The sequence below is a fragment of the Stieleria sedimenti genome, from assembly GCF_025060895.1.
Classification (GTDB): domain Bacteria; phylum Planctomycetota; class Planctomycetia; order Pirellulales; family Pirellulaceae; genus Stieleria; species Stieleria sedimenti.
In genome coordinates, this window is sequence record NZ_JANZKV010000179.1 from 14,557 (window position 1) to 35,676 (window position 21,120).

Annotated in this window: 15 protein-coding genes; 8 read left to right on the forward strand and 7 right to left on the reverse strand. The window is 59.8% G+C overall.

What is annotated here, in order from left to right:
- Positions 1 to 79: 79 nt before the first annotated feature.
- The gene (locus NZK35_RS22600) at positions 80 to 754 is read right to left on the reverse strand and encodes a DUF4190 domain-containing protein (RefSeq protein ID WP_259634796.1); all 675 of its coding nucleotides are present in this window, start codon (positions 752 to 754) and stop codon (positions 80 to 82) included.
- 59 nt (positions 755 to 813) lie between these two features.
- Positions 814 to 2,193 carry a hypothetical protein gene (locus NZK35_RS22605; RefSeq protein WP_259634797.1) on the reverse strand — a complete coding sequence of 460 codons (1,380 nt, stop codon included), beginning with the start codon at positions 2,191 to 2,193 and terminating at the stop codon, positions 814 to 816.
- Between the two features lie 477 nt (positions 2,194 to 2,670).
- Between NZK35_RS22605 and NZK35_RS22610 the strand changes: the two genes are divergently transcribed.
- The 4 genes from NZK35_RS22610 to NZK35_RS22625 all read left to right on the forward strand — a co-directional run bounded on the left by NZK35_RS22610 (position 2,671) and on the right by NZK35_RS22625 (position 6,610).
- On the forward strand, positions 2,671 to 2,994 hold the full coding sequence (locus NZK35_RS22610; protein ID WP_145220494.1) for a calmodulin-binding protein: 324 nt from the start codon (positions 2,671 to 2,673) through the stop codon (positions 2,992 to 2,994).
- A gap of 252 nt (positions 2,995 to 3,246) precedes the next feature.
- Positions 3,247 to 4,647 (forward strand): AAA-type ATPase lid domain-containing protein, encoded by a 1,401-nt coding sequence (locus NZK35_RS22615; RefSeq protein ID WP_259634798.1) that lies wholly within the window; start codon positions 3,247 to 3,249, stop codon positions 4,645 to 4,647.
- Entirely contained in the window at positions 4,644 to 5,117 is a 474-nt protein-coding gene (locus NZK35_RS22620) for a hypothetical protein (protein ID WP_259634799.1), read from the forward strand. Before NZK35_RS22615 ends, NZK35_RS22620 begins: the two co-directional genes overlap by 4 nt.
- A gap of 644 nt (positions 5,118 to 5,761) precedes the next feature.
- Positions 5,762 to 6,610: an OmpA/MotB family protein gene (locus NZK35_RS22625; protein WP_259634809.1), complete on the forward strand. Its 849-nt coding sequence runs from the start codon at positions 5,762 to 5,764 to the stop codon at positions 6,608 to 6,610.
- 129 nt (positions 6,611 to 6,739) lie between these two features.
- Here the strand turns inward: NZK35_RS22625 and NZK35_RS22630 are convergent, their stop codons facing one another.
- Positions 6,740 to 8,419 (reverse strand): hypothetical protein, encoded by a 1,680-nt coding sequence (locus NZK35_RS22630; RefSeq protein ID WP_259634800.1) that lies wholly within the window; start codon positions 8,417 to 8,419, stop codon positions 6,740 to 6,742.
- A 94-nt stretch (positions 8,420 to 8,513) separates the two neighbouring features.
- Positions 8,514 to 9,248, reverse strand: a complete 735-nt coding sequence (locus NZK35_RS22635) for an ABC transporter ATP-binding protein (protein WP_259634801.1) — start codon at positions 9,246 to 9,248, stop codon at positions 8,514 to 8,516.
- A gap of 129 nt (positions 9,249 to 9,377) precedes the next feature.
- On the opposite strand from NZK35_RS22635, the gene NZK35_RS22640 reads away from it, so the two are divergent.
- From NZK35_RS22640 to NZK35_RS22650, 3 genes are read left to right on the forward strand one after another with little or no spacing between them, the layout of a single operon-like run.
- Positions 9,378 to 9,683: a hypothetical protein gene (locus tag NZK35_RS22640; protein WP_259634802.1), complete on the forward strand. Its 306-nt coding sequence runs from the start codon at positions 9,378 to 9,380 to the stop codon at positions 9,681 to 9,683.
- Entirely contained in the window at positions 9,661 to 10,227 is a 567-nt protein-coding gene (locus NZK35_RS22645; protein ID WP_259634803.1) for a nucleotidyltransferase family protein, read from the forward strand. The genes NZK35_RS22640 and NZK35_RS22645 overlap by 23 nt, the downstream gene beginning before the upstream one ends.
- Positions 10,224 to 10,796: a hypothetical protein gene (locus NZK35_RS22650; protein WP_259634804.1), complete on the forward strand. Its 573-nt coding sequence runs from the start codon at positions 10,224 to 10,226 to the stop codon at positions 10,794 to 10,796. The genes NZK35_RS22645 and NZK35_RS22650 overlap by 4 nt, the downstream gene beginning before the upstream one ends.
- Positions 10,797 to 10,934: 138 nt before the next feature.
- On the opposite strand, the gene NZK35_RS22655 is transcribed toward NZK35_RS22650, so the two are convergent.
- From NZK35_RS22655 to NZK35_RS22665, 3 genes are all read right to left on the reverse strand, one after another.
- Positions 10,935 to 12,623 (reverse strand): L-lactate permease, encoded by a 1,689-nt coding sequence (locus NZK35_RS22655; RefSeq protein ID WP_259634805.1) that lies wholly within the window; start codon positions 12,621 to 12,623, stop codon positions 10,935 to 10,937.
- 90 nt (positions 12,624 to 12,713) lie between these two features.
- Positions 12,714 to 13,139, reverse strand: coding sequence for an endonuclease domain-containing protein (locus NZK35_RS22660; RefSeq protein WP_259634806.1), 426 nt, complete (start codon positions 13,137 to 13,139; stop codon positions 12,714 to 12,716).
- Positions 13,140 to 13,282: 143 nt separating this feature from the next.
- A complete protein-coding gene (locus NZK35_RS22665; RefSeq protein WP_259634807.1) occupies positions 13,283 to 14,749 on the reverse strand; it encodes a sulfatase family protein in 1,467 nt (488 codons plus the stop codon).
- A 414-nt stretch (positions 14,750 to 15,163) separates the two neighbouring features.
- On the opposite strand from NZK35_RS22665, the gene NZK35_RS22670 reads away from it, so the two are divergent.
- Positions 15,164 to 21,120: DUF2341 domain-containing protein (locus tag NZK35_RS22670; RefSeq protein WP_259634808.1), on the forward strand; the 5,957-nt coding region annotated here is incomplete at its 3' end.

Genomic DNA, 21,120 nt, shown 5'->3' on the forward strand with positions numbered 1-21,120 from the left:
GCTAGACACCAACGGTTGCTGAATCCTTTTTTTTGACCCCTTTTTCCGAGGCAACTTCGGTCTAGAAGTTGACCAAGCACTAATTCACTTTCGTCCCTTTTAACCGGTAGAACACCGCGTTGTCAAAATCGGTTTGTTTTCGGGGCACTTGATTGAGCATGAACTTGCCGGCCAGTTTCCGACGCGTCATGCCGCCTTCGATCGTTTGGCCGCCGGTCAGCGTGACTTCGACCATCTCACTGCTCTTGGGCTGGCCACCGAAGCAGCAGGTCCCTAGGTCGCCGACCAGGACAAATTGGCGCAACATGCCGCCGCCGCTGGACGGATGAATGTAGCCCTTGATGAAGACGTCCTTGCCGTCGAGTTCGAACGCGGTTTGCGTCGGTCGATCCGGTTCGGCGTCGAATTTCAACTTGTAAAAGGGGACGCGAACGTGTCCCGGTGGGACTTCGGTCAGGTAGACGTAGGTGTGCAAGCCGATGCCGCCGACCAACAGCAAGGCGTTGGTGGCCAAGGCAAATTTCGCCAGCCCCAGTCCGCTAAATTCATTCGGATAACGTCGAATCGACCGAATCGCAAGCAGCGAAAAGACGACCCCGAGGATCGCCAAGGCGAGCAACGCTTCGAACGGAGGAATCAGCCCCAGCAACGCGACGACGAACAACAAGATCGATGCGATCGCGCTGCGGCTGAGCGCCCGATAGGGAAAGTCCACCTCATCGGCGGACGACGACATTTGAAGTTCAGTAGCCATCGATGGTTTGTGGCAAAGTGGTGGGGGATCGTCGACGGCGATCACGCAAGCCGGAATGCTTACGCCACTTTAACCCCAGTCGCGGGGCCGCCGGTCAACACCAGGAACAGTGCCAAGACGATGGACGCCAAGGCGACCGTGATTACGTAGCCAAGGTCCCAAGGGTTCGTTTTTTGTGCCAGGAGAGCTCGATTGCCGAGCTCGATTGTGGTGACGTCGGTGCCGGCCAGGGAGACCGGAGCGGTGCCGGCTGGGGCAGCAGCGAGCGGGACGACGGCGGCATAGCGTGTTCCGCGTCGCAGCGTTTCAAGGGCCGGAACGGATTGCGAAGTCGCCTCGTCGGCCGGCTTGGCGCGAACCGGGACCGGTATCGGGAAAAACGTCTTGGCCCGGCGGACCGCTTCGGGGTCAATTTTTTCAAGTTCCTCGATCGCCGCTTCGGCTTCCGGCAGCGGGCAGGCCCGCATGTAATTGATGACGGGCACGCGGAGCCAGTTTTTGTCCTTTTCCGCTTCCTTGAACAACGTTTTGAGACGCTCGATCTGACTCCAGTCGTTCCATTTGGCCAAGTCCGGAATCACCATGTCCGCCAGCTCGCCTCGATCGAGGATCTTGTGCAGCGATTCAACCAGCGCGCTCCGCGGAATCACGTCGCCTTCGGTTCCGTGAAAGCGAATCGCCATGATCGCGGCGTAGCTTTGCGGGAACGGCGCCTTGTGGTTCGCGATGAACAGCTCATCGATCAGCGGCAGTCCCGACTCGCCGGCCAGGGTCAAGTAGCAGGCGATCAACGCGTCCAGTCCGCCGGTGACACTCTTGGCGGGGTTGCGGAGCATCGCTTCGAGCATCGGCAGGTCTTCTTTGCTGCCGCAGACACCCAGCATCGTGAAGTACAGACGTTTTCGGTCGGCGCCGATTTCGGGCTGTTGGACCCACTCGATCAATTGGTCTCGATCCATGTCGGGACCGATCTGTTGAATCACTTCGTAGGGCGCCGACGCGAACTCGTCATAGGCATCGCGCGAAATCAACGCCTCTTCGTCTTCCAGGTAATCGCGAAAGAAACGCAGCCGCGCGACGGGGTCATCTTTCACCTGGCTGGCTTTGACGATGTAGTCCTCGGCCCGCTCGCTGACCGGCAGACAGGACCACTGCAAATTGGGCGGGTCGACGCCGGACAGCAGGAATCGGCGTCCGACCTCGACTTTGCCGTAATAAATCGCGTCCACTTCTTGGCCGACTTTGACGTGCTCGGATCCCTTGAGCACCTTCTCGATCCGCATCTTCACCACGCCGGTGGTCAGGTTCCGCGTCAGCTCACCATCGAGGCTCGACGCGATCACGACGGCGTCCATCGTCAACGATTGCTGGCGGATGGTCTGCTGGACGGACTCGCAAAACGGGCAGGCTGGGGCGGAGGACCACGGCAGAACTGTCATCAAGCCGAGCAGAAACAGGCCGATGGCCGGCCGCCCCGCAATCGGGAATGTTCTGAAAATCCTCAAAGTTTGACACCCGGGCAGGAGGTTCGCCCGGAGCCGTCGCCGAGTCGGACTCGGCTGCGGCGGGTGGGGCAGTCGTGGGGAGGGACGCATTCGGGTCTGGTGGGGTTGGAGTGGAGCAATGCGGCGTGGCTGCAAAGTTCAGTGCATGGAGTTCAATAATAGGTGCTAAATGCCCTCGGTGAGAAGGCACAAATCGTTTCTCCTGGAAATCCCGGCACGATCGACTCAACCCGTCCAGCCATTTTTGCCGATACGACCGAAGATCCGGGCTATCCGCCCAGGAGCCGATGATCCAAAACACCCGTAAGTTTCGGCGTCGGCGGACACTTTTGAAACGACCAATGAACCGAGCCGATTCGCGACGCAGCTTTCATCAGCGTCCCAGACCGGCCGACAAGGGGGAGAGCAGGAATGCTTCGTCAGTTGATCATCGCCGCCGTTCTGGTGGCATCGGCCTTCACTTTGGCCGGCGACGCGTCGGCCGACCAGCGCGCGTTCGGCCAAGCCTGGGGCGGCAGTGCGAGCACACGTGACTGGAATCGATTCTATCACTATCCCTACGTGTATTACCCCCAGAATTTCTGGGGACAGGAATACTATCGTAGTGCGGATAGCCTGTACCACCGCTATCCGCCGGAGATGCGAATCCCCGTGTACAACAAAAAGTGGCACAACTACTACCCGAGCAACCGCCGTTATCACAGCGGCCACCACTTCATCTTGGACGTGTTCTAGGCTTGTCCTGCGTCGGCATGCTGTGGCATGCAGGTGGGGCTCGAAGCGTAGGGCATGCTGTGCATGCCGCGTAGCCGCGTAGGGCATGCTGTGCATGCCAGCCGCACAGCCGCGTAGGGCATGCTGTGCATGCCAGCAGATCGTCAGGCACAGCCTGACCTACGCCAATACTCAAAACCGCAAGCGAGTCGGTTGCAAGACGCACGAATCGCGTCACCGACAAATGTGGCGGTTTCCGCTACCATGAGTGTCATGGCCAACAGCACCAAGATTCGTCCGCTCGGTCGTTTGATCGACAAAGCGAACTCGCCATTTTGGGTGATCGGCCCCGATGGGCGGCTGGTGTTTCTCTCCGCGGCGGTCGGCGATTGGCTGACCGTCGAGCCGGAATCGTTGATCGGACGTCGTTGCCAGGCCGGCTCCAGCATCACCGATGATCCGCTCGATTTTCTGGCCGCCTCACTCGCGGCCCCCCCGGGAATCTTGAAATCCGGAACGGCGTCGCTGCTGATCCAGCCCACCTTTCCCGGTGCCAAATCACGCCGCATTGCGGCGCTGGACACGCGATTCGTGCGACTCGGCCAAGGCGATGAAGCCATCACGCTGGCCGTCGCGGGCAGCTTTGAAGACCATCTTGCCGACCCGGTCATCGATGCCGCGGTCGTGTTGCGACGACAGCTGGACAGTTGGCGCCGTCGCCATGAAACGATCGCCCAGGGCGTTTCGGTCGGCAATTCTCGCCTCGCCCAACGGCTCGGCAAACAAATCCGATTGGCCGGTTCGGTCCGCAGCGACGTGCTGATTGTCTCCCCGCCGGGTTGCTTCGCCGAATCTATCGCAGCGTCGGTGCACCAATGTTCGGCGGCGGGCGAACCGATCGCCACGATCGACGGGCCGTTGATGGACGCCGAACTGTTGGATGCCAGCTTGGCAGCGGTGATCGCCCATCTGGCGGATTCAGAGAGGTCGACGGCGACCGCGATCCTCAAGGGAATCGACCAGACGCCGCTGGAAGCCCAGCTCCGCCTGGTCGAACATCTCCGTGAGTCGACGCATCGATTGCGGTTGATCGCCATCGCCAACGACAGCGCCGTTGTCTCAAGCTGCGCCGACACCGAACCGAATCCGGAACTCGACGTTTTCCTGGAAGCGTCGCTGCCGGTAGGAATCACGCCGCCCCTTGCCGACCATCTGTGTGGGCTGACCATTCGTCTCAATCCGCTCGCCGATCGCGTCGCCGATGTGCCGATGATCGCGACCGCCATGCTGGATCGGCGGCGGGCCGGTGGAGACGGTCTGGCGGATCGCTTCGCCCGGGCCGCGCTGGATGCAATGGTGATTTACCCTTGGCCGGATAACTTTCGCGAACTCGACCAGGCCATTCGACAGGCGATGCGAAGCTGTCCCGGCCAAGTCATCGGGTTGGAACACCTGCCGCTGGCGATCCGGTCGTACCGTCCCAACGAGTCGGTGCCGAAACAACAGCAGACCATCGACTTGGATCAGGTCGTCGCCCAGTTCGAATCGGATTTGATTCGCGAGGCCTTGGAATCCAGCGCGGGCAATCGAGCCGAAGCGGCGCGGAAATTGAACATTTCGCGTGCCCGTTTGCTCCGCAAGCTGGAATCGATCGGCGCTGGAGACTCGCCGTGAACCCTTTCGCCACCGTTTCAACGGCCAGCAGGGTGATCCCGTTTTGGGTCTGCGAATCGGGCCGCCGGTGGAGCGACGCGGCCAAGCGGTTCGTCGGGCCGTTCCAGCACGACGCCGACGCGGATTCGTCCGGCCAGGGCATGGGATCGGGCCAGCCGACGTTCCACGTTCAAAGATTGGACGCCGCCAAAATCCGAGCGTTGATCTCGGGCCAATCGGATCTCGTGATCTTCTGGGAACTGTCCGCCGAGAACACGTCCGCGGTCGCCTTGCACGTGGCCCAGATCGGCGCCTCGCGACCTGATGTGATGCAATGGGCCGCGATCGATGACGTCTGCCGGCACCAATCCGACCGCCTGGCCCTGCGGATCAGGGAGCTCGGCGTGTCGGCGGTGCTGCACCAGCCCCAAGAATTAGCCCTGCTGGCACGACTCGTCCGCCGTCGCTTTTCCGCGGCACCCTCAATCTAAGAGTTGATAAAGCACTAGCCCGACGCGCAAGCGAGGGTTGCCGCGTCGCCCCTAAAGGTGTTAGCGGAACGGCGCGAGCCGTCCGGTCGCGCTTCAAAAACACCGTGAAAGCCCGGAGCGCTCGCGCCCTACCGCTAACAATGCGCGGATGGTGTTAGCGGAACGGCGCGAGCCGTCCGGTCGCGCTTCAAAAACACCGTGAAAGACCGGAGGGCTCGCGCCCTACCGCTAACAAAAACACCCTTTCGCTCTGAAGGTGTTAGCGGAACGGCGCGAGCCGTCCGGTCGCGCTTCAAAAACCCCATAAAAGACCGGAGGGCTCGCGGCCTACCGCTAACAAAAACACCCCGCTTGGCGTCAAAGTAAGTGGCATTGGGCGCCAGCCTACGGGCCCTTACCTGAGAAACCAACGCGGTAGAGGGCGAAAGTCGACAGACCGTTTCGTCGCCGAAACAGGGGCGGTGAAGCTGCGGCAGACGACGAGTCCCAACGTGTAGGCGAGTTCTAAAAAAAACGAGAATTTGACTCATGAACCCGATTGATCTTGCCGCAGCTCGATCAGGCCCCTATCTGTAGGGCACCATGGGCGGCGCGGATGCCGCCCCGAAACCCAAATCAGGATGATTCGAGCGGTGCTGGATCGGATGAAAGGACGTCTTCTCAGTGGCATGTGTATCGCAGCAGCGGTACTCGGGATCGCTGGGTGCAACCAAAACCCGTACCTGGCGGGGCCGGCGACCTATCCGCAGCCGACCAGTTCGTTCGGACCGGCAATCTCGCAGCAAGGCGTCAACCCGAACGACTCGCGGATGGCCGAACTCAACCGTCGAGTTCAATTGCTCGATGACAACAATCGCCAACTGCACACGCAACTGGCCCAAAGCGAACAGCAGGCACAGGTGTATCGCGAGGAACTCAACCTCGTCCGCAAACAGCTGGCCGATACCAACCAACAGCTCGAAGCCGCATCGATCGCCGCCCGCGAGGCTCAGAACAAGGTCCGTGGATTCCAAGCTTCGACGCAAATGCGGGGCGGGGCTTCGATCCAACCCAACACCAACCTCAGCCGACTCGCCTCGCAGCTCAATCTCGGCGGGCTGCCCGTTCAGCAAGACGGCGATCGGATTCGAATCGCGATCCCCAGCGACCAGCTGTTCGCTCCGGGCACGGCACAGCTGATCCAACAATCGGCTCAAGTGCTCGACCCCGTCGCCGCACAACTGCGAAGCCTGTTCCCGCGGCAACGGATCGGGATCGAAGGCTACACCGATAACGTTCCGGCAACGGCCGGTGGCTCGGCCGCCAGCCACCAGCTCGCCTCCGCACAGGCCTCCGCGGTTCTGGACATGCTGACACGACGCGCCGGCATGCCGCTGGGGCAATTCTTCATCGTCGCCCAAGGTGCCAATCGACCCGTGCAGCCCAACGCCTCGGCGGCAGGCCGAGCGGCCAACCGACGCATCGAGTTGGTGATCTACCCGGAAACGTTTTAAGAAGTTTCGAGTTCCAAGTTCCAAGTTTCAAGTTCGTTCAACCTGAAACCTGAAACCTGAAACCTGAAACCTGAAACCTGAAACTTGAAACCTGAAACTTGAAACTTGAAACCTGAAACTTGACTCTCCCTACTCCGGCGGAAGATCCGCGGAAATGTCGAAGCGATTCCAGCACCAAGCGGTCACGAGGATGGCGCTGACGGCCAACAGCCAGGTGCCGGCGACGGCGCCAAAGACGTAGACGGGGACCGACAGCGGATCGCTGAAGATCGATTTGCATACCGACACCCAAACCAGCAGCGCCCCGACGGCGGCGGCGATCAACGTCGCCTTGCCGAGGAACATCACGTTCGCCCTGACGACCATCCCGAACCCTTGTGCATTTTCGTGGTGCGGGTACGCCAGAAACAATGCATTCTCGGTCGCAAAGGTGAACACGGCTAACGCCGAAAGCATGCCGCCCCATCCGATGATCTGGGGCCAACCCGGACCGGCGACCGCCGCTGCAATTCCCAGTGTCGTCCATTGAAATCCGACCGTGATCAAGATCGGCAACGTCAACTGGCCGAGCACCGCGTGGATCGGCCGCAGCGGTAGTGATCGCAACAGCAACATCCGTTTCAAGTCGCGTCGGAAGTCCAATCGCAGCGCCGGTGGCGCGAGCAACATCGTACTCAGCGCGATCCCGGCAACGACAAACGCCCATTGGTTCCCGACGCGTCCGGTTAATAGCGGCGAAAGACAGAGCAGCGTCGGGACCAGAAAACTAAATAAGATCGTTCCATAGTAACGCCGAATCGACAGTGCTTGTCGCCAAACCAGTGCCACCGATTCACCCATTCGCCGCGGCAAGATCGCTTCGATGCGATCGGCCAATGTTTCGTCGCAACGCGCACCGGTCGTGTTGGCGCGGCTGCTTGCCGGTGAATGAAAATCACCCGAACGCAAGCGTGCTTGTTCGCGAGCCAGGATGGATCTCCCGGCCCAAGCATCGACACGAACCAGGGCCAGGATGGCGAACGGCACCAGCATGACCGACGCCAACATTTGAACCGCAGTGTGCGTGGTGATGTCGACCGTCGTTGCCAACAAGGCGGCGGGGCGCCAACCGATCGCCAGCCACTGAACGGCGTCGCAGGATGCGATTTGCCCGATCGCGCGAAAACTGTTCAGCACATAAACCCCGGGCAGTGAACCGGCCGGCGTGATTGCGGCCAGTTGGCCAAAGAACTGAATGATGGTTGCCAACGCAATCGCCGACAACGCGATCCGCGCCCCGACGAGATGACGACGCGAAAGCCCGCTCACCAAACGCTGCCAGATCATCCGCACCGTTTCAAGCAGCACCAACGCGGCGAAGACTCCGGTCGCCAACAGACCGGCGTGCCGGACATCCGGCGCCAGGGCGATGACCAGGAAGAACGTTTTCAGCAGCGCCGAAAAGAAGACCGTGTTGACTTTGTAGGCCGCCACCGTCGATCGCTTCAGCGGCGCGCCGCCGAGCCAGAGGTTTTCGGCGGCGGTGTATTCCATGTCGACCTGCTTGTCGGTCCAGACACATCGCACTGCGTGGTAAATCAGGTACAGCACCATGCCGCCGGATAGCCACAACCGTAACGACTCCGGATCCGCGGTCCGCCGCGACGCCAGGATCAAGAACCCGTTCAACACGTAGGCACATAGAAAGATCACGGCGATCGCCGAGGCCACGATGCGGCGCGGAGACCGCATGCGATTTGCCGCGCGCCTGAGTCGAAACAGACTGCGTCGCAACGTCAGCCAGATCAGATGTTTGTGGGGAGACGACATGGGACAAGGTCGTGGTCAAGCTGAAAAGAAAGTGAACGAGAATTCCAGCCCGTCAAGGCGGCCGATGCAGTCTGGAAGACCAACACGGGGTGAATTAGACAGTCAGCGCTGCGGTCGCTTCGAAATAGGCTTCCTCAAGCGATTGTGCACCGGGAAACTCCGCTCGCAGTTGATCGACGTCACCGAAGTACTGCAGTTTGCCATGCTGCATGACAATCAAATGCGTGCACACGTCCTGAATCATCGCCAACAAGTGACTGGAAATGATGATCGTCGCGCCGGCGGAGGCGCGTCGTTTGATCGATTCAAGCAGGCGTCGAATTCCGGGCGGATCGAGGCCCGTCATCGGTTCGTCGAGCAGCAACACGGCGGGGTCGTACAGGTACGCACAACAGATCGCGAGTTTCTGACGCATGCCGCGAGAAAGCGTCGTCGCCCCGGCGTTGGTCTTGTCGCTGAGCTGAAAATAATCGAGCAACTCGGCGGACTTTTCGCGATGGTTGGGCACCTCGTAGATTCGTCCGATGAACTCCAGATGCTGTGCAACGGTCAGGTCATCGAACAACGGCGGGTCGTCGGGGACGTACGCCAGACGCCGTTTGAGTTCCATCAACGTCGTCGCGCCGCCGTGGGACAGATCGCAGCCCGCGACGCATAAACTGCCGTCGGTTGCAGGGATTAGACCGGCTAAGCAGCGCATCGTGGTGGTTTTTCCGGCCCCATTGGGACCCACCAAACCGCCTATGTTTCCGGGCTGGAGCGAAAAGGAGACCCCGTCGACGGCCAACTGGTCTTCGTAAAGTTTGCGGAGCTCGTGGCAGCGGAGCATCGGGATTTGCAGTTGATTTAGGGGGCGTGGGCATACAGGCTGCTGCAAGGTTAGGTTACGCTTCGTGGATGTGTCGGCCGACTCGAAAGGATCACGGGGGAATGCCCCCACTCGTGAGACTCAACTCGGATGAATGAGAAACCACCGCTAAAGAAGCAAATCGTGGGGCTGCCCGCACAGCACCCCCGTCGTATTGCGTACAACTTTGCCCGCTGGCGCGAAGCGATGGAACTCTCGCACGCCATGCTGATGGCGGGACTGCGACAAAAAATCGGTCCGGAGGGCGATCTCCGATCCGCGTATCATCAATGGAACGCCGAACGCAGACAACGCAAACTCGCTGCGTACGACCGCGCCGCAGCGCGATACTTTCAACGGATCAAATCCATGAATCTGGACGAGGGAAAACACGATGCCACCGACAGCGGTGATTGACACGCTGGCGATCCTCTGGCCGGCGATCGCCAAGTCTAAAATCTCTGCCGCGATCGCCGGCGGACTCGCGCTGTCGTTCTGGGGAAGTGTCCGCAGCACTCAGGACATTGACATTTCGCTGCTGCAGTCGGATCTCGATCAGATCTCACCGCTTCTGTCTCGATTGGGTTTCCAGCAGCAAAGTCTTTGCGGCAAACGATTGGGGCTTTTCGAGTTGACGCAGTGGGAATATCAACCGCCAGACTTTTTCGTGACCGTTGAGATCGACTTGCTCGTCGGCGACAGCGAGTACTATAAAAACGTGTTAGAAAATGCGACAGACGCAACAGTTGAGGGTGTCGATGCGCCGGTTCGAGTCATTTCACGCGAGGATCTGATCATTCACAAATTGTTCGCGGACCGATTGATCGACCAAGCAGACGTGCAAGAACTGTTCGCGTTGCACAACACCGAAATCGACCGAGAGTACTTGTATCGCTGGGGGCAGACGCTTGGAATTCGAGCGGAGCTTGACGCCGCGATCGCGCGGTTTGAATCGCAATGATCAATCCCTATCGCGCGCCGGTCGATGCGGGGGATTCCGCGGAACTTGCGGACAATCCTTCAGCAGAGTTTCTCGTCACCAGGCCACAGCTTCGGTTTGCCGAGTCAAAATTTCTGCTGTACCGATGCGGTGGGCGTTTGACGTTGGCATCCTTTGTGATGATCGCCCTGTCATTCTTGGTCGCGTTTGACGGGTTACTTCCACTGGGCCCATCGGTATCGACCGGTGGGTTTCAGATCCCCATGGTGTTGCGTCAACTTGCCGTCATGGGGCTTGCGACGATCGTCTATCTGGGATTGATTGTCGGTGTACGCAAGACGTCGAGACAACAACTCGCCACGCACGGCATCGTCGAGGGTGCCGGACTTTCGGTCCGCGTCAGTGGTGGATTACTTCAATGGTCCGGCCCGAATGGAACCTTCACCAGATCGTTGCCCCAAACCCGACCGATCCGCACGCGCAAAGGGTTGATCGTGGTGGTCGATCGCGACCTGTATCTGTTTATTCCCAAAGATGCCGCCTTCGCCGGTGGTCGCTATCAAGCGTTCGCACGCGCCGTCGTGGCGTAAGCTTCCAGCTTGCGTATCCGCACGCGCCGTCGTGGCGTAAGCTTCCAGCTTGGGTATCCGCACGCGCCGTCGTGGCGTAAGCTTCTAGCTTGCGTATCCGCACGAACGCTCGTGGCGTGAGCCTCCAGCTTGCGCTGTTTACGCGACGATGATGCCGATGATTCCCGCCACGACCACGTAGTACAGAAACACCATCGCGGTGATTCGAATGATGTCGCCTTCGCGGCCGACCAGTCCCACGACGGCACAGGCCGCGACGACGTTGTGCACACAAATCGTGTTGCCCGCCGCTCCGCCGACCGCTTGCAACGCGACGATCCAAATCGGATCGGCACCGATGTTTTGGCCGACCTGAAATTGGAACAAAGAAAACATCATGTTGCTGATCGTGTTGCTGCCGGCGACGAACGCGCCGAGTCCTCCCACCAACGGTGACAGCAACGGCCAGGCACCGCCGACCAACGAAGAGACCCCGCCGGCGAGGACCTTGGGCATCGAATCAAACCCCGCTTCACCACCGGTGCTGTTGATAAACAGCTGAACCATCGGCACCGCGAACAGCAAGGCCAGCGATGCCGACACGACCATCCGCATCGAACGCGTTGTCGCTTCGATGACCGCCCGCTTGGACATGCGGTGCAACGGAATCGTGAGCAGACAGACCACAACAAACAAGGCGCCCGGCAGATACAGCGGTGCAACCGGTTTGACACTGATGGCCGATCCGAACAGATTTTCCGTCAGCGCGGCGTCGGTCGGAATCGTGATCGACTTGAGCCAATCGCCGAGCGGAATCGACGGCAGACGGGTCATCACGAGCAACACGGCGATGATCAAGTAGGGCGCCCAAGATCGAACGATCGACAGGCGGTGACTGGCGTCCTTCAGGCGGATGTCGACGTTGCCGTTCCAATCGGCCGGCCAGGTCGAGGCGTCGGCGAAATCCCAGGCCGGTTCGGAGGGCAACAGCCAACCCCGTCGCGCCAATGGAACCGTCAACGCCAACCCGACCAGAGCGCCGATCAACGACGGAAACTCGGGACCCAGCGTGTTGGCAATGATCGTCGAAGGAATGGTCATCGACAGCGACGCAAACAACGCGAAGGGCCAGATCCGCAACCCTTCGCGCCAAGAGCGGTTGACCCCAAAAAAACGTGTCATCACCGCAACGACGAATAACGGAATCAGCAGCCCGCAAAGCAGGTGGACCAACGCAACGCGGCCCCCGACCAACGGCAGCAAGGTGGACCAGATGTCGTCGCCGGCACCGAGCTGGTTCCGAGCATAGGCGACGACCGTCTCGCTGCCGCTGAGTCCGTTTTTGACGCCGATCAAGATCGGAGTTCCCACCGCCCCAAACGACACCGGTGTGCACTGGATCAACATTCCGCTGACCACCGCCGACTTGGCCGGGAAACCCAGCCCCACCAACAACGGCACACAAACGGCCGCCGGAGTTCCGAATCCGGCGCTGCCTTCGATGAACGATCCGAACAACCAAGCAATCAAGATGACTTGGACACGACGATCCGGCGTGATGTCCGTGAATCCCCGCCGAATCACCGCCAGCGCCCCGCTTTCGCTGAGCGTGTTGAGCAACAGGATGGCACCGAAGATGATGAACAACAACTGAGCCGTGACGACCAGCCCATTGACCGACGCCGCGGCGATCGTTGCCGTGTCCAGCTTCCAGACAAAGTACGCCAACACCACCACGCTGACGTACGCGATCGGCATCGCCCGGGATGCCGGCATCCGCATCGCGACCAAGAGAATGGCCACGACCAAAATCGGCGTGAAAGCCAGCAGCGGTGCGATCGTTTCCATCGTGGCAGTCTCGGAGGAGGTGGAGGAATTTTGCAGTCACCCTCCCCCTGGGAGGGTCGAGCGCAGCGAGGGGAGGGTCGGCTCACGCCATCAACGAGGCTTCGTTTTCGGACGCTGCCCACGCCCGGATCTTGGTTTAAATTCGTACGGCACATTCAGCGACGAAGCGATCGCACGCGCGACTGCCTCGGGATCTTTTTCAACGCCTTCCGTTGAAAATCGGATCACCGTCCATCCGTGCGTTTCAAGTAATCGTTGTCTTGCCCTATCCTCTTCGTAGGTCTCGTCGTGATAGCCACCATCAATTTCAACGACTAACTTTTCTGCAAAACAGGCGAAGTCAACGATGAAGGGATCGATAGGGTATTGCTGTCGGAACTTCAGCCCAGAGACTTGCTCGGCGCGAAGCAGGCTCCAGAGAAGGCCTTCGGATTTCGTTTTGTTTTGGCGTAGCTCTCGCGCGTGATCGCGCAGTGACTGTGAAGTTGGTTGATCAACTTTTTTTTCGTTGTTCATCGAGATTTGCCCTCCCCTCGCTGCGCTCGACCCTCCCAGAGGGAGGGTGACTCTGTGATTTGCTCGCCGCCCTGGATCCTTCCCAAGGGAAGGTCGCTCTGTGATGTGCTTGGACCTTTCGCCGACAGCGTGGCTCGCTTGCCTCAGCGGCTCTTCTCGTTGGCCAAGAACCGAAACAACTCCGCCCCGAGTTCCTGAACCACCTCTCGATTCGTCTCCGCCAGATCGTTGGACTCGGTCGGGTCGTTGTCCAGGTCGTACAACTGCCACGGTGTACCGAAGGGCTTGCCCGAGGGTTTCTCACGTCCGCCTGAGCCGTCGCTGAAAACCAGTTTCCATTTCCCGTCACGAATCGCGAAGCTACCATTGGCCGAATGATTCACGACCGCTGCCCTTCGGAACTGCTTTTCATTCCCTGTCAGTAACGGCACGATGCTGAAACTGTCCGGCGCGGCCTGATCCGCCGGCGGCAGCTTGGTCCCGGCCAACTCCGACGCGGTCGCAAACAAGTCCACGTGGCAGATCGGTTGATCGCTGCGGGACCCCGGTTTGATCGTCCCCGTCCAGCGGGCGAAGAACGGGACGTGGTGACCACCTTCCCAAATGTCGGCTTTCGTGCCGCGCCAGGGGCCGTTGGCTTTGTGGTTGCCTTCGAAGTACGCCTGGATCGTTTCATCGCTGACGTGGTCCGGCTGGGCGGCGTCGCTCTGCCGTCGCATGAACGAGCCGTTGTCGCTGGTGTAGATCACCAGGGTGTTTTCGGCGAGACCGGATTCGTCGATCGCCGTCAGGACTTGACCGACCGTCCAATCGACTTGCGACACGAAATCCCCGTACGGGCCGAGTTTGGTCGTCCCGGCAAATCGGCCGTGTGGCAAAACGGGTTTGTGCGGGGCGGTGAGCGGAAAATACAGAAAGAATGGTTTGTCTTGGTCGGCCCGCGAGCGAATGTGTTGGGAAGCCTGTGCGGTCAATTCATCCAAGCAATCCGGAATCGAAAAATCTGAACCGAGTTCTCCCTTTCGCAGATACGCCGGAAATCCTTTGGCCGGTTGGATCCGATCGGGTTTGCCGGTGATCCGATGGCCGTCGACGTAGACATAGGGAGGGAAATCGAGCGAGGCAGGGATGACCAGTGATCGATCGAAGCCGGCATCGACCGGTGAATAGCTGAGCGGTTTCGTCCAGTCCCATTGGCCTTCGGCGTCTTTTTGAAACCCGAGGCCGAGGTGCCATTTGCCGATGACGGCCGTATGGTACCCATGCTGTTTCAGGTGCGACGCAACCGTCGGTCGGTCCGTTTCGATCAAGGGCGTCCCGTATCCGTTAAGTACTCCACGTTTTAATTTGCTCCGCCAACAATAACGTCCGGTCAACGTGGCGTAGCGAGTCGGCGTGCAAACCGCGGAGGGGGAATGTGCGTCAGAAAACGTCATGCCCTCGGCGGCCAGACGATTCAGATTCGGCGTGGCGATCTTGGAGTCCGGGTTGAGGGCCTGGACGTCGCCATAGCCCATGTCGTCGGCGAGGATAAACACAACATTCGGCCGATCGGCGGCCTGGACGGTGGTCGCAAGGATCAGCGAGCAAAAACAGAGAACGTATTTCATGGAGAAGGATAGGGTGGGGGCCTGCTGGTCAATCGAAAGGGTTCAATCCAACGCGGCGTTTTCGAAGTCGTGCCACGGCGTTGTCGAGTTCGTGCCACGCATCATACCCGGCTCAAATGCCCTCTGCTTGACCGTTCTGGGTGGCGAGGAAGCGGCACAGTCGCTGATCTGCCTTTCGTGGCGTGGCCGTCAAATCCGCTTCCGGCATCGGGAGGCATAACCGTCACAGACGGATTGGTCCATTCAGTCAGCACGAGGTTGTCTGGCCGTTGCCCCGCATTGACAGGTCCTGGCGATGGGGCGCACCTCCGCGATTCTTTCGTGGCTTAGGTATTGAAAGGTGAAAACGACCGACACGGGGGCAGTGGCGTCGTTTTTCTCCAGCCCCGCTCGCGCTTTACTGGATCTTCGACCTTGTCCGCGAATCACCCCCCACGCGTTTTCGACTTCTTCCTGTTGGAGGACCGCATTCTGCTCAGCGCAGACGGTCCGGACGCGGAAGAATTGCCCTTCGACGCCGACGTCGAACTTCTCGACGCGGCGATGACGCAGATGCTCCGATCCGCCGCGCCGGGCGCGTCTGACGAATTGTTCGGCGCCCATCCGGTCGATTCGGTTGATTCACAATCGGATCAACCTGACTCGAAGACACTGTTTGAATCTTCCACGACTGATCCCTCACGTCCGCTCGAAGTGGTCTTCGTCGACGAGGGTGTCGAAGATGCCGAGACGCTGTTGGCCGGACTGCGGGACAATTCCGATGACGGCACGCAATGGTTGATCGTCCGACTCTCGTCGGAAGAAGACGGCATCCTCCGGATCACCGAAACCCTCGGCGAATTATCGGGCGTCGATGCGATTCACATTCTCGCCCACGGCGACGGACAAGGACTCCAACTCGGCAACACGCGGTTGGACCTGTACTCGGCAAACGGATACGCCGGCGACATGACCTCGTGGGCCGGTTCACTCGACACGGACGCCGATCTATTGATCTATGGCTGCGACCTGGCCAGCACCGTCGAGGGTCGTACCCTGATCGATTCGATCGCCACGCTGTGCGACTGTGACGTGGCGGCCAGCGACGACTTGACGGGAGCAGAGCAACTCGGCGGTGACTGGGATCTGGAATACACGGTCGGGTCCGTGGACGCCGGGATTGCCTTCGACACGCGGGCACTGTCCCAATGGAATCACGTCCTCAATGTCTACACGGTGACCAACACGCTCGATGACGGCAGCGTGGGCAGTCTGCGTTGGGCGATCGCACAGTCTAACGCGTCGACAACCGTTGACGACACGATCGACTTCGCCATCGCGGGCACCGGCGTGCATACGATCAGTATCGGCTCGGCACTAACAATCACGGACACCGTCACCATCGATGCCTCGACCGACGACAGTTTCGCGGCCAATGGAAACAAACCCGCAATCAAACTCGATGGCACCGCCGCCGGCGCCGTGAACGGTCTTCTCCTGGCCGCGGGGAGCGAAAACAGCACGATTCGCGGATTCGTCATCCAGAACTTCGATCAAAGCGGCATTCTCATCCAAAGTGCCGGGAACACGATCGCCGGCAACTTCATCGGACTCGACGCCGACGGCACGACGATCACCGCCAACAACGTCTCCAATACAACGTACGTCGGCGGGATTCGTGTCGAGTCGGACAACAACACCATCGGCGGCTTGACCTCGGCCGACCGTAACGTGATCTCAGGGAACAACTATGCGGGTCTGGTCTTCGTCGACGCCAGCTCGAACCAGGTGCAAGGAAACTACATCGGTACCGACGCGGGCGGCACCCTCGACCGCGGCAACAGCCAAGAAGGGATCGATCTCAACCGTGGCGGCAGCAACATCATCGGTGGATCCAATGTGAATGCCCGGAACGTGATTTCCGGAAACGACAGCGACGGGATGGAGATCGATGGCAGTGACAACAACGTCATCCAAGGCAACTACATCGGTACTGATTACACGGGAACGCAGGATCTTGGAAACACGCGTGACGGGATCGACATCAATGAAGACGCCGGCAATGGTGCGACCGGCAACCTGATCGGCGGCACCGGCCCCAATGAAGGCAACCTGATCTTCGGCAATGATCTCAACGGCGTCGAAATTCGAGACAACCCGACGATCGAAAACACGATTCTCGGGAACCAGATCTTCGGCAACGGTGCACTCGGCATCGAACTGGGTAGCGGGGATGGCGTGACAGCCAATGATGCATCCGACGTCGATTCCGGATCGAACAACCTGCAGAATTTTCCGGTCCTGACCTCGGCCCAGATGGTTTCCGGCACCGATCTCAATATCCTTGGTTCGCTCAACGGGATCGCCAACAGCTACTACCGCATCGAGTTTTTCGCCAGCACCTCAGGTGATGGGACCGGTTACGGCGAGGGACAGCGTTATCTCGGATTTGCGAACGTGACGACCGATGGATCGGGAAACGCCACGATCAATGCCACGTTGACGGCCAATGTGCTGGCCGGCGAGATCATCAGCGCCACGGCGACCCAGAGCAACATCACCTTCAACGCCTTCACGGACACGTCTGAGTTTGCTCAGAATATCACAGTCACCAACACCGCTCCGGTGGCCGCGGACGATGCCTATTCCACCGGTGTCAACGCCACACTGGACGTCGGGCCCACGACAACCAATCTGGCCAATTGGTGGCAATTCGACGAAGGCGCCGGACAGACCACCGTCGATTCGGGAGCCTTGGGCAACGACGCGACGTTGGGGGCAACCGCTGGAGCGGATACGGACGATCCGACTTGGACGACCGGCTACGTCGGCTCGGGTGCATTGACCTTCGACGGATCGACCGACTACGTTGCGACCATCAGCACGGTGTTGCAATCGGCCAGCAGTTTCACGCTATCCGCCTGGTTCCAGACGACGACGACATCCGGAGAGCAACACATCCTGTGGCAGGGCTACAGCGGCGGCAACGGCTACGGATCGGCACCGGGAACGCCGACCGAGGCGGAGATGGGACTGACGATCGGGACGTACAATCAATCCAACAAGATCGTCTTTTTCCTGGGATATGACGTGCCGGCAAATGGGGCCGATCCGATCTACATCGTCTCCAATTCCGACTTCACCGACACCACGAGCTTCCATCACGCCGCGGTTACCCTGACCGATCTGGGAGGCGGCGTCTTCAGCGCCTCGTTGTATGTCGACGGTGTCTTGGAAGGCACAGACACCGGGATTCAAAACGACCGCTCCGCTTGGGGCGCTTTGCAAATTGGCAAACCCGGTGCGAACACTCGACTCTTTAGTGGCCAAATTGACGAAGTGCGGGTTTACGACACTGCGCTGTCGGCCGGACAGGTTCAAGACATCGCGCAATCCGGAGTCCTGCAAAACGACTCGGATTTGGATAGCCGTCCCATTCACGTCAACACGTCTCTCGTCACGGGCCCCAGCAACGGGACGCTCAGCATCAACGCCGACGGTTCGTTCTCCTACACGCCCAATGCAAACTTCAACGGCGTCGACTCCTTCACGTACCAAACTAACGACGGCAGCCTCGATTCCAACGTGGCCACCGTCACCATCACCGTCAACGATGACCCGGTGATTGCCACGTCCGGTGGTTCGGCCGCGTACACCGAAAACGCAGCGCCCACCTTGATCGACAGCGGATTCACCGCAGCGGATCCGTATTCATTCGATTTGGATGCCGGAACACTGACGGTTTCGTTCTCTGCTGGAAGCACCGCATACGATCAGTTGACGGTCGTCGATGGTGGATCGGTGACGGTCGTCGGAAACACGATTCGCCATGGCGGCACCGACGTCGGCACGTGGAGCGGAGGCACCTCGGGATCGGATCTGGTGATCACCTTCAACGCCAGCAGCAGCCCCGCGATCGTTCAAGACATCGGTCGGCAAATCGCGTACTTCAATGCCTCGGACAATCCTTCGACGGCCCCACGCACCGTCGACTTTGTCTTGACCGATGGCGACAGCGGAACCAGCAACACCGCACAGAAGACCATCAACGTCACCGCCGCCAACGATGCTCCCGAGATCGCCGGTTGGTTTCACAGCGATTGGGGCTCTCGCAAAGAGATCCTGGTCAGTGCGGGGCAAGTCTCTGAGGACCTGGTCGGATTCCCGCTATTGGTCCATCTAGGTACGGATGCCGATCTGGCGGCATTCGCCCAAGCCGACGCCGATGACATCCTGTTCACCGCCGGCGACGGAACCACGCAGTTGGCACACGAAGTCGAATTGTTCACGTCGGCAACCGGCGAACTTTTCGCTTGGGTCAAAACAGATCTATCGGCCTCCCAAGACACGCGTCTCTACCTGTACTACGGCAATGCCACGGCAACCAATCAACAAGACGTCATCAACGTCTGGGACAGCGGTTTTCAGGGCGTCTGGCACTTGAATAATTCACCCAGTGGGACGGCAGGCGAGATCAACGACAGCACCGCCAACAACAACGACGGGACGACCGAAGGGGCCATGGATGCGTCCGATCTGGTCACCACAAAGATCGGCAGCGGGCTCGATTTCGACGAAGTGGACGATCTGATCCGTATCAGTGACAGTGCCAGCCTGGACAGCACGGCGTCGACGGCGACGATCGAAGTGTGGGTCAATTGGGACAACGTCGCCGACGGCGATCACCAAATCCTGATGACCTCCAGCAACCGATTCACGACCGGTTCCAAAGATGGCTATGAATGGGCATCCAACGGCAGTGGCGATCACTTCTATTATCCCGAAGGCGGTACGGACCCGAACTATGTTCTCGGTACCAGTCCGTACACCAACGGAGTCTGGCATCACGTTGCTCTGACCCAAGACTTCGCCACCCAAGAGGTTGAAATCTACGTCGACGGTGTCGCGATGTCGTTCACCTCAGACACGCTGGCGACGACTTGGACGACCCTCGCCGATCCGGCCGATTGGTTGTGGGGCGGCAACCCGGATCGCGCGACGCGGTACTTCGACGGAATGATGGATGAAATCCGCGTGTCAAATCTCGTCCGCTCGCAAGCCTGGATCGAAGCTTCGTTTGCCAGCCAAGATAATCCCAGTGCCTTCTTCTCGCTCGGAGCAGCAGAAACAGAGAACCTGACGCTCACGGATATCAACGAAGACGATTCCAATCCGGTCGGTGACACCGTTGCGTCCATGATCGCGTCGGCCGGTGGAGACCGAATCACCGACCCCGACAGCGGTGCGGTCGAAGGGGTCGCGGTGATCGGCGTGGACGACACAAACGGAACCTGGCAGTACGATGCGGGAAGCGGTTGGACCAGTTTCGGTGCGGTCAGCAACAGCAATGCGGTGTTGTTAGATGACGCCGCAAAGATCCGATTCGTCCCCGACGCGGATTATTCCGGGCCATCGGGAGACATCACCTTCCGTGCCTGGGACACGACCGACGGGAATCCAAGTGGAACCACCGCAGTCGACGTGTCTACCAACGGAGACTCGACCGCCTACAGCAGCACCACCGATTCTGCCAGCTTGAACGTGCTGGCTGTCAATGACGCTCCGGTAGAGGCATCGATCGAAGGCAGCACGCTGGCCTACACCGAAAACGATGGCGCGGTGGCGATCACGTCGACGTTGACTCTGAGCGATGTCGATGATACCGATCTGGAATCGGCGGTCGTCCAGATCACCGGCAATTACGCCAATGGCGAAGACGTGTTGACCTTCGTCGATCAGAACGGAATCAGCGGCGTCTGGAACGCGGGCGCCGGCACGCTGACGCTGACCGGCACCGCGACGGTCGCCCAGTACGAAGTGGCCCTGCGGAGCATCACCTACACCAACAGCAGCGACAACCCATCGACGTTGACCCGCACCGTTGCGTTCACCGTCAACGATGGAGACGTGGATTCCAACACGCAAACCCGCGACATCTCGATCGCGGCGACCAACGATGATCCGACGGGTGCAGGCCTGCCGACAGACATCACGGTCACCGAAGACGTCAGCAGCAACGTTGATCTGTCGGCCCTGAACTTGGCGGACCTGGATGACAACGGCGGTAATTTGACCGTCACGCTGACAACTTCGACCGGCGGGGATTTATCGGCTTCGACCGGCGGGGGAGTCACCGTCGGTGGCAGCGGCACGGGCACGCTGACCCTGACCGGAACACTCGCCGATTTGAACACGTTCTTGGATACGCCGGCCAACATTCAGTACTTGCACTCTGCGCCGCACACGTTCGGCAACGACGCCGACACGATCCAAGTCGTTGTCAACGACGGCGGCAACACGGGTTCCGGTGGCGGAACGGATCAAACGATCGGCACGGTCAACGTCGATATCACGGCCGTCAACGACGAACAGGTGCTGGCGACCAACACCGG

Coding starts and splice junctions, on each gene's coding strand:
- NZK35_RS22600 (WP_259634796.1), bottom strand. CDS start 754: ATGGCTACTGAACTTCAAATGTCGTCGTCCGCCGATGAGGTGGACTTT.
- NZK35_RS22605 (WP_259634797.1), bottom strand. CDS start 2,193: ATGACAGTTCTGCCGTGGTCCTCCGCCCCAGCCTGCCCGTTTTGCGAG.
- NZK35_RS22610 (WP_145220494.1), top strand. CDS start 2,671: ATGCTTCGTCAGTTGATCATCGCCGCCGTTCTGGTGGCATCGGCCTTC.
- NZK35_RS22615 (WP_259634798.1), top strand. CDS start 3,247: ATGGCCAACAGCACCAAGATTCGTCCGCTCGGTCGTTTGATCGACAAA.
- NZK35_RS22625 (WP_259634809.1), top strand. CDS start 5,762: ATGAAAGGACGTCTTCTCAGTGGCATGTGTATCGCAGCAGCGGTACTC.
- NZK35_RS22630 (WP_259634800.1), bottom strand. CDS start 8,419: ATGTCGTCTCCCCACAAACATCTGATCTGGCTGACGTTGCGACGCAGT.
- NZK35_RS22635 (WP_259634801.1), bottom strand. CDS start 9,248: ATGCTCCGCTGCCACGAGCTCCGCAAACTTTACGAAGACCAGTTGGCC.
- NZK35_RS22640 (WP_259634802.1), top strand. CDS start 9,378: ATGAATGAGAAACCACCGCTAAAGAAGCAAATCGTGGGGCTGCCCGCA.
- NZK35_RS22645 (WP_259634803.1), top strand. CDS start 9,661: ATGCCACCGACAGCGGTGATTGACACGCTGGCGATCCTCTGGCCGGCG.
- NZK35_RS22650 (WP_259634804.1), top strand. CDS start 10,224: ATGATCAATCCCTATCGCGCGCCGGTCGATGCGGGGGATTCCGCGGAA.
- NZK35_RS22655 (WP_259634805.1), bottom strand. CDS start 12,623: ATGGAAACGATCGCACCGCTGCTGGCTTTCACGCCGATTTTGGTCGTG.
- NZK35_RS22660 (WP_259634806.1), bottom strand. CDS start 13,139: ATGAACAACGAAAAAAAAGTTGATCAACCAACTTCACAGTCACTGCGC.
- NZK35_RS22665 (WP_259634807.1), bottom strand. CDS start 14,749: ATGAAATACGTTCTCTGTTTTTGCTCGCTGATCCTTGCGACCACCGTC.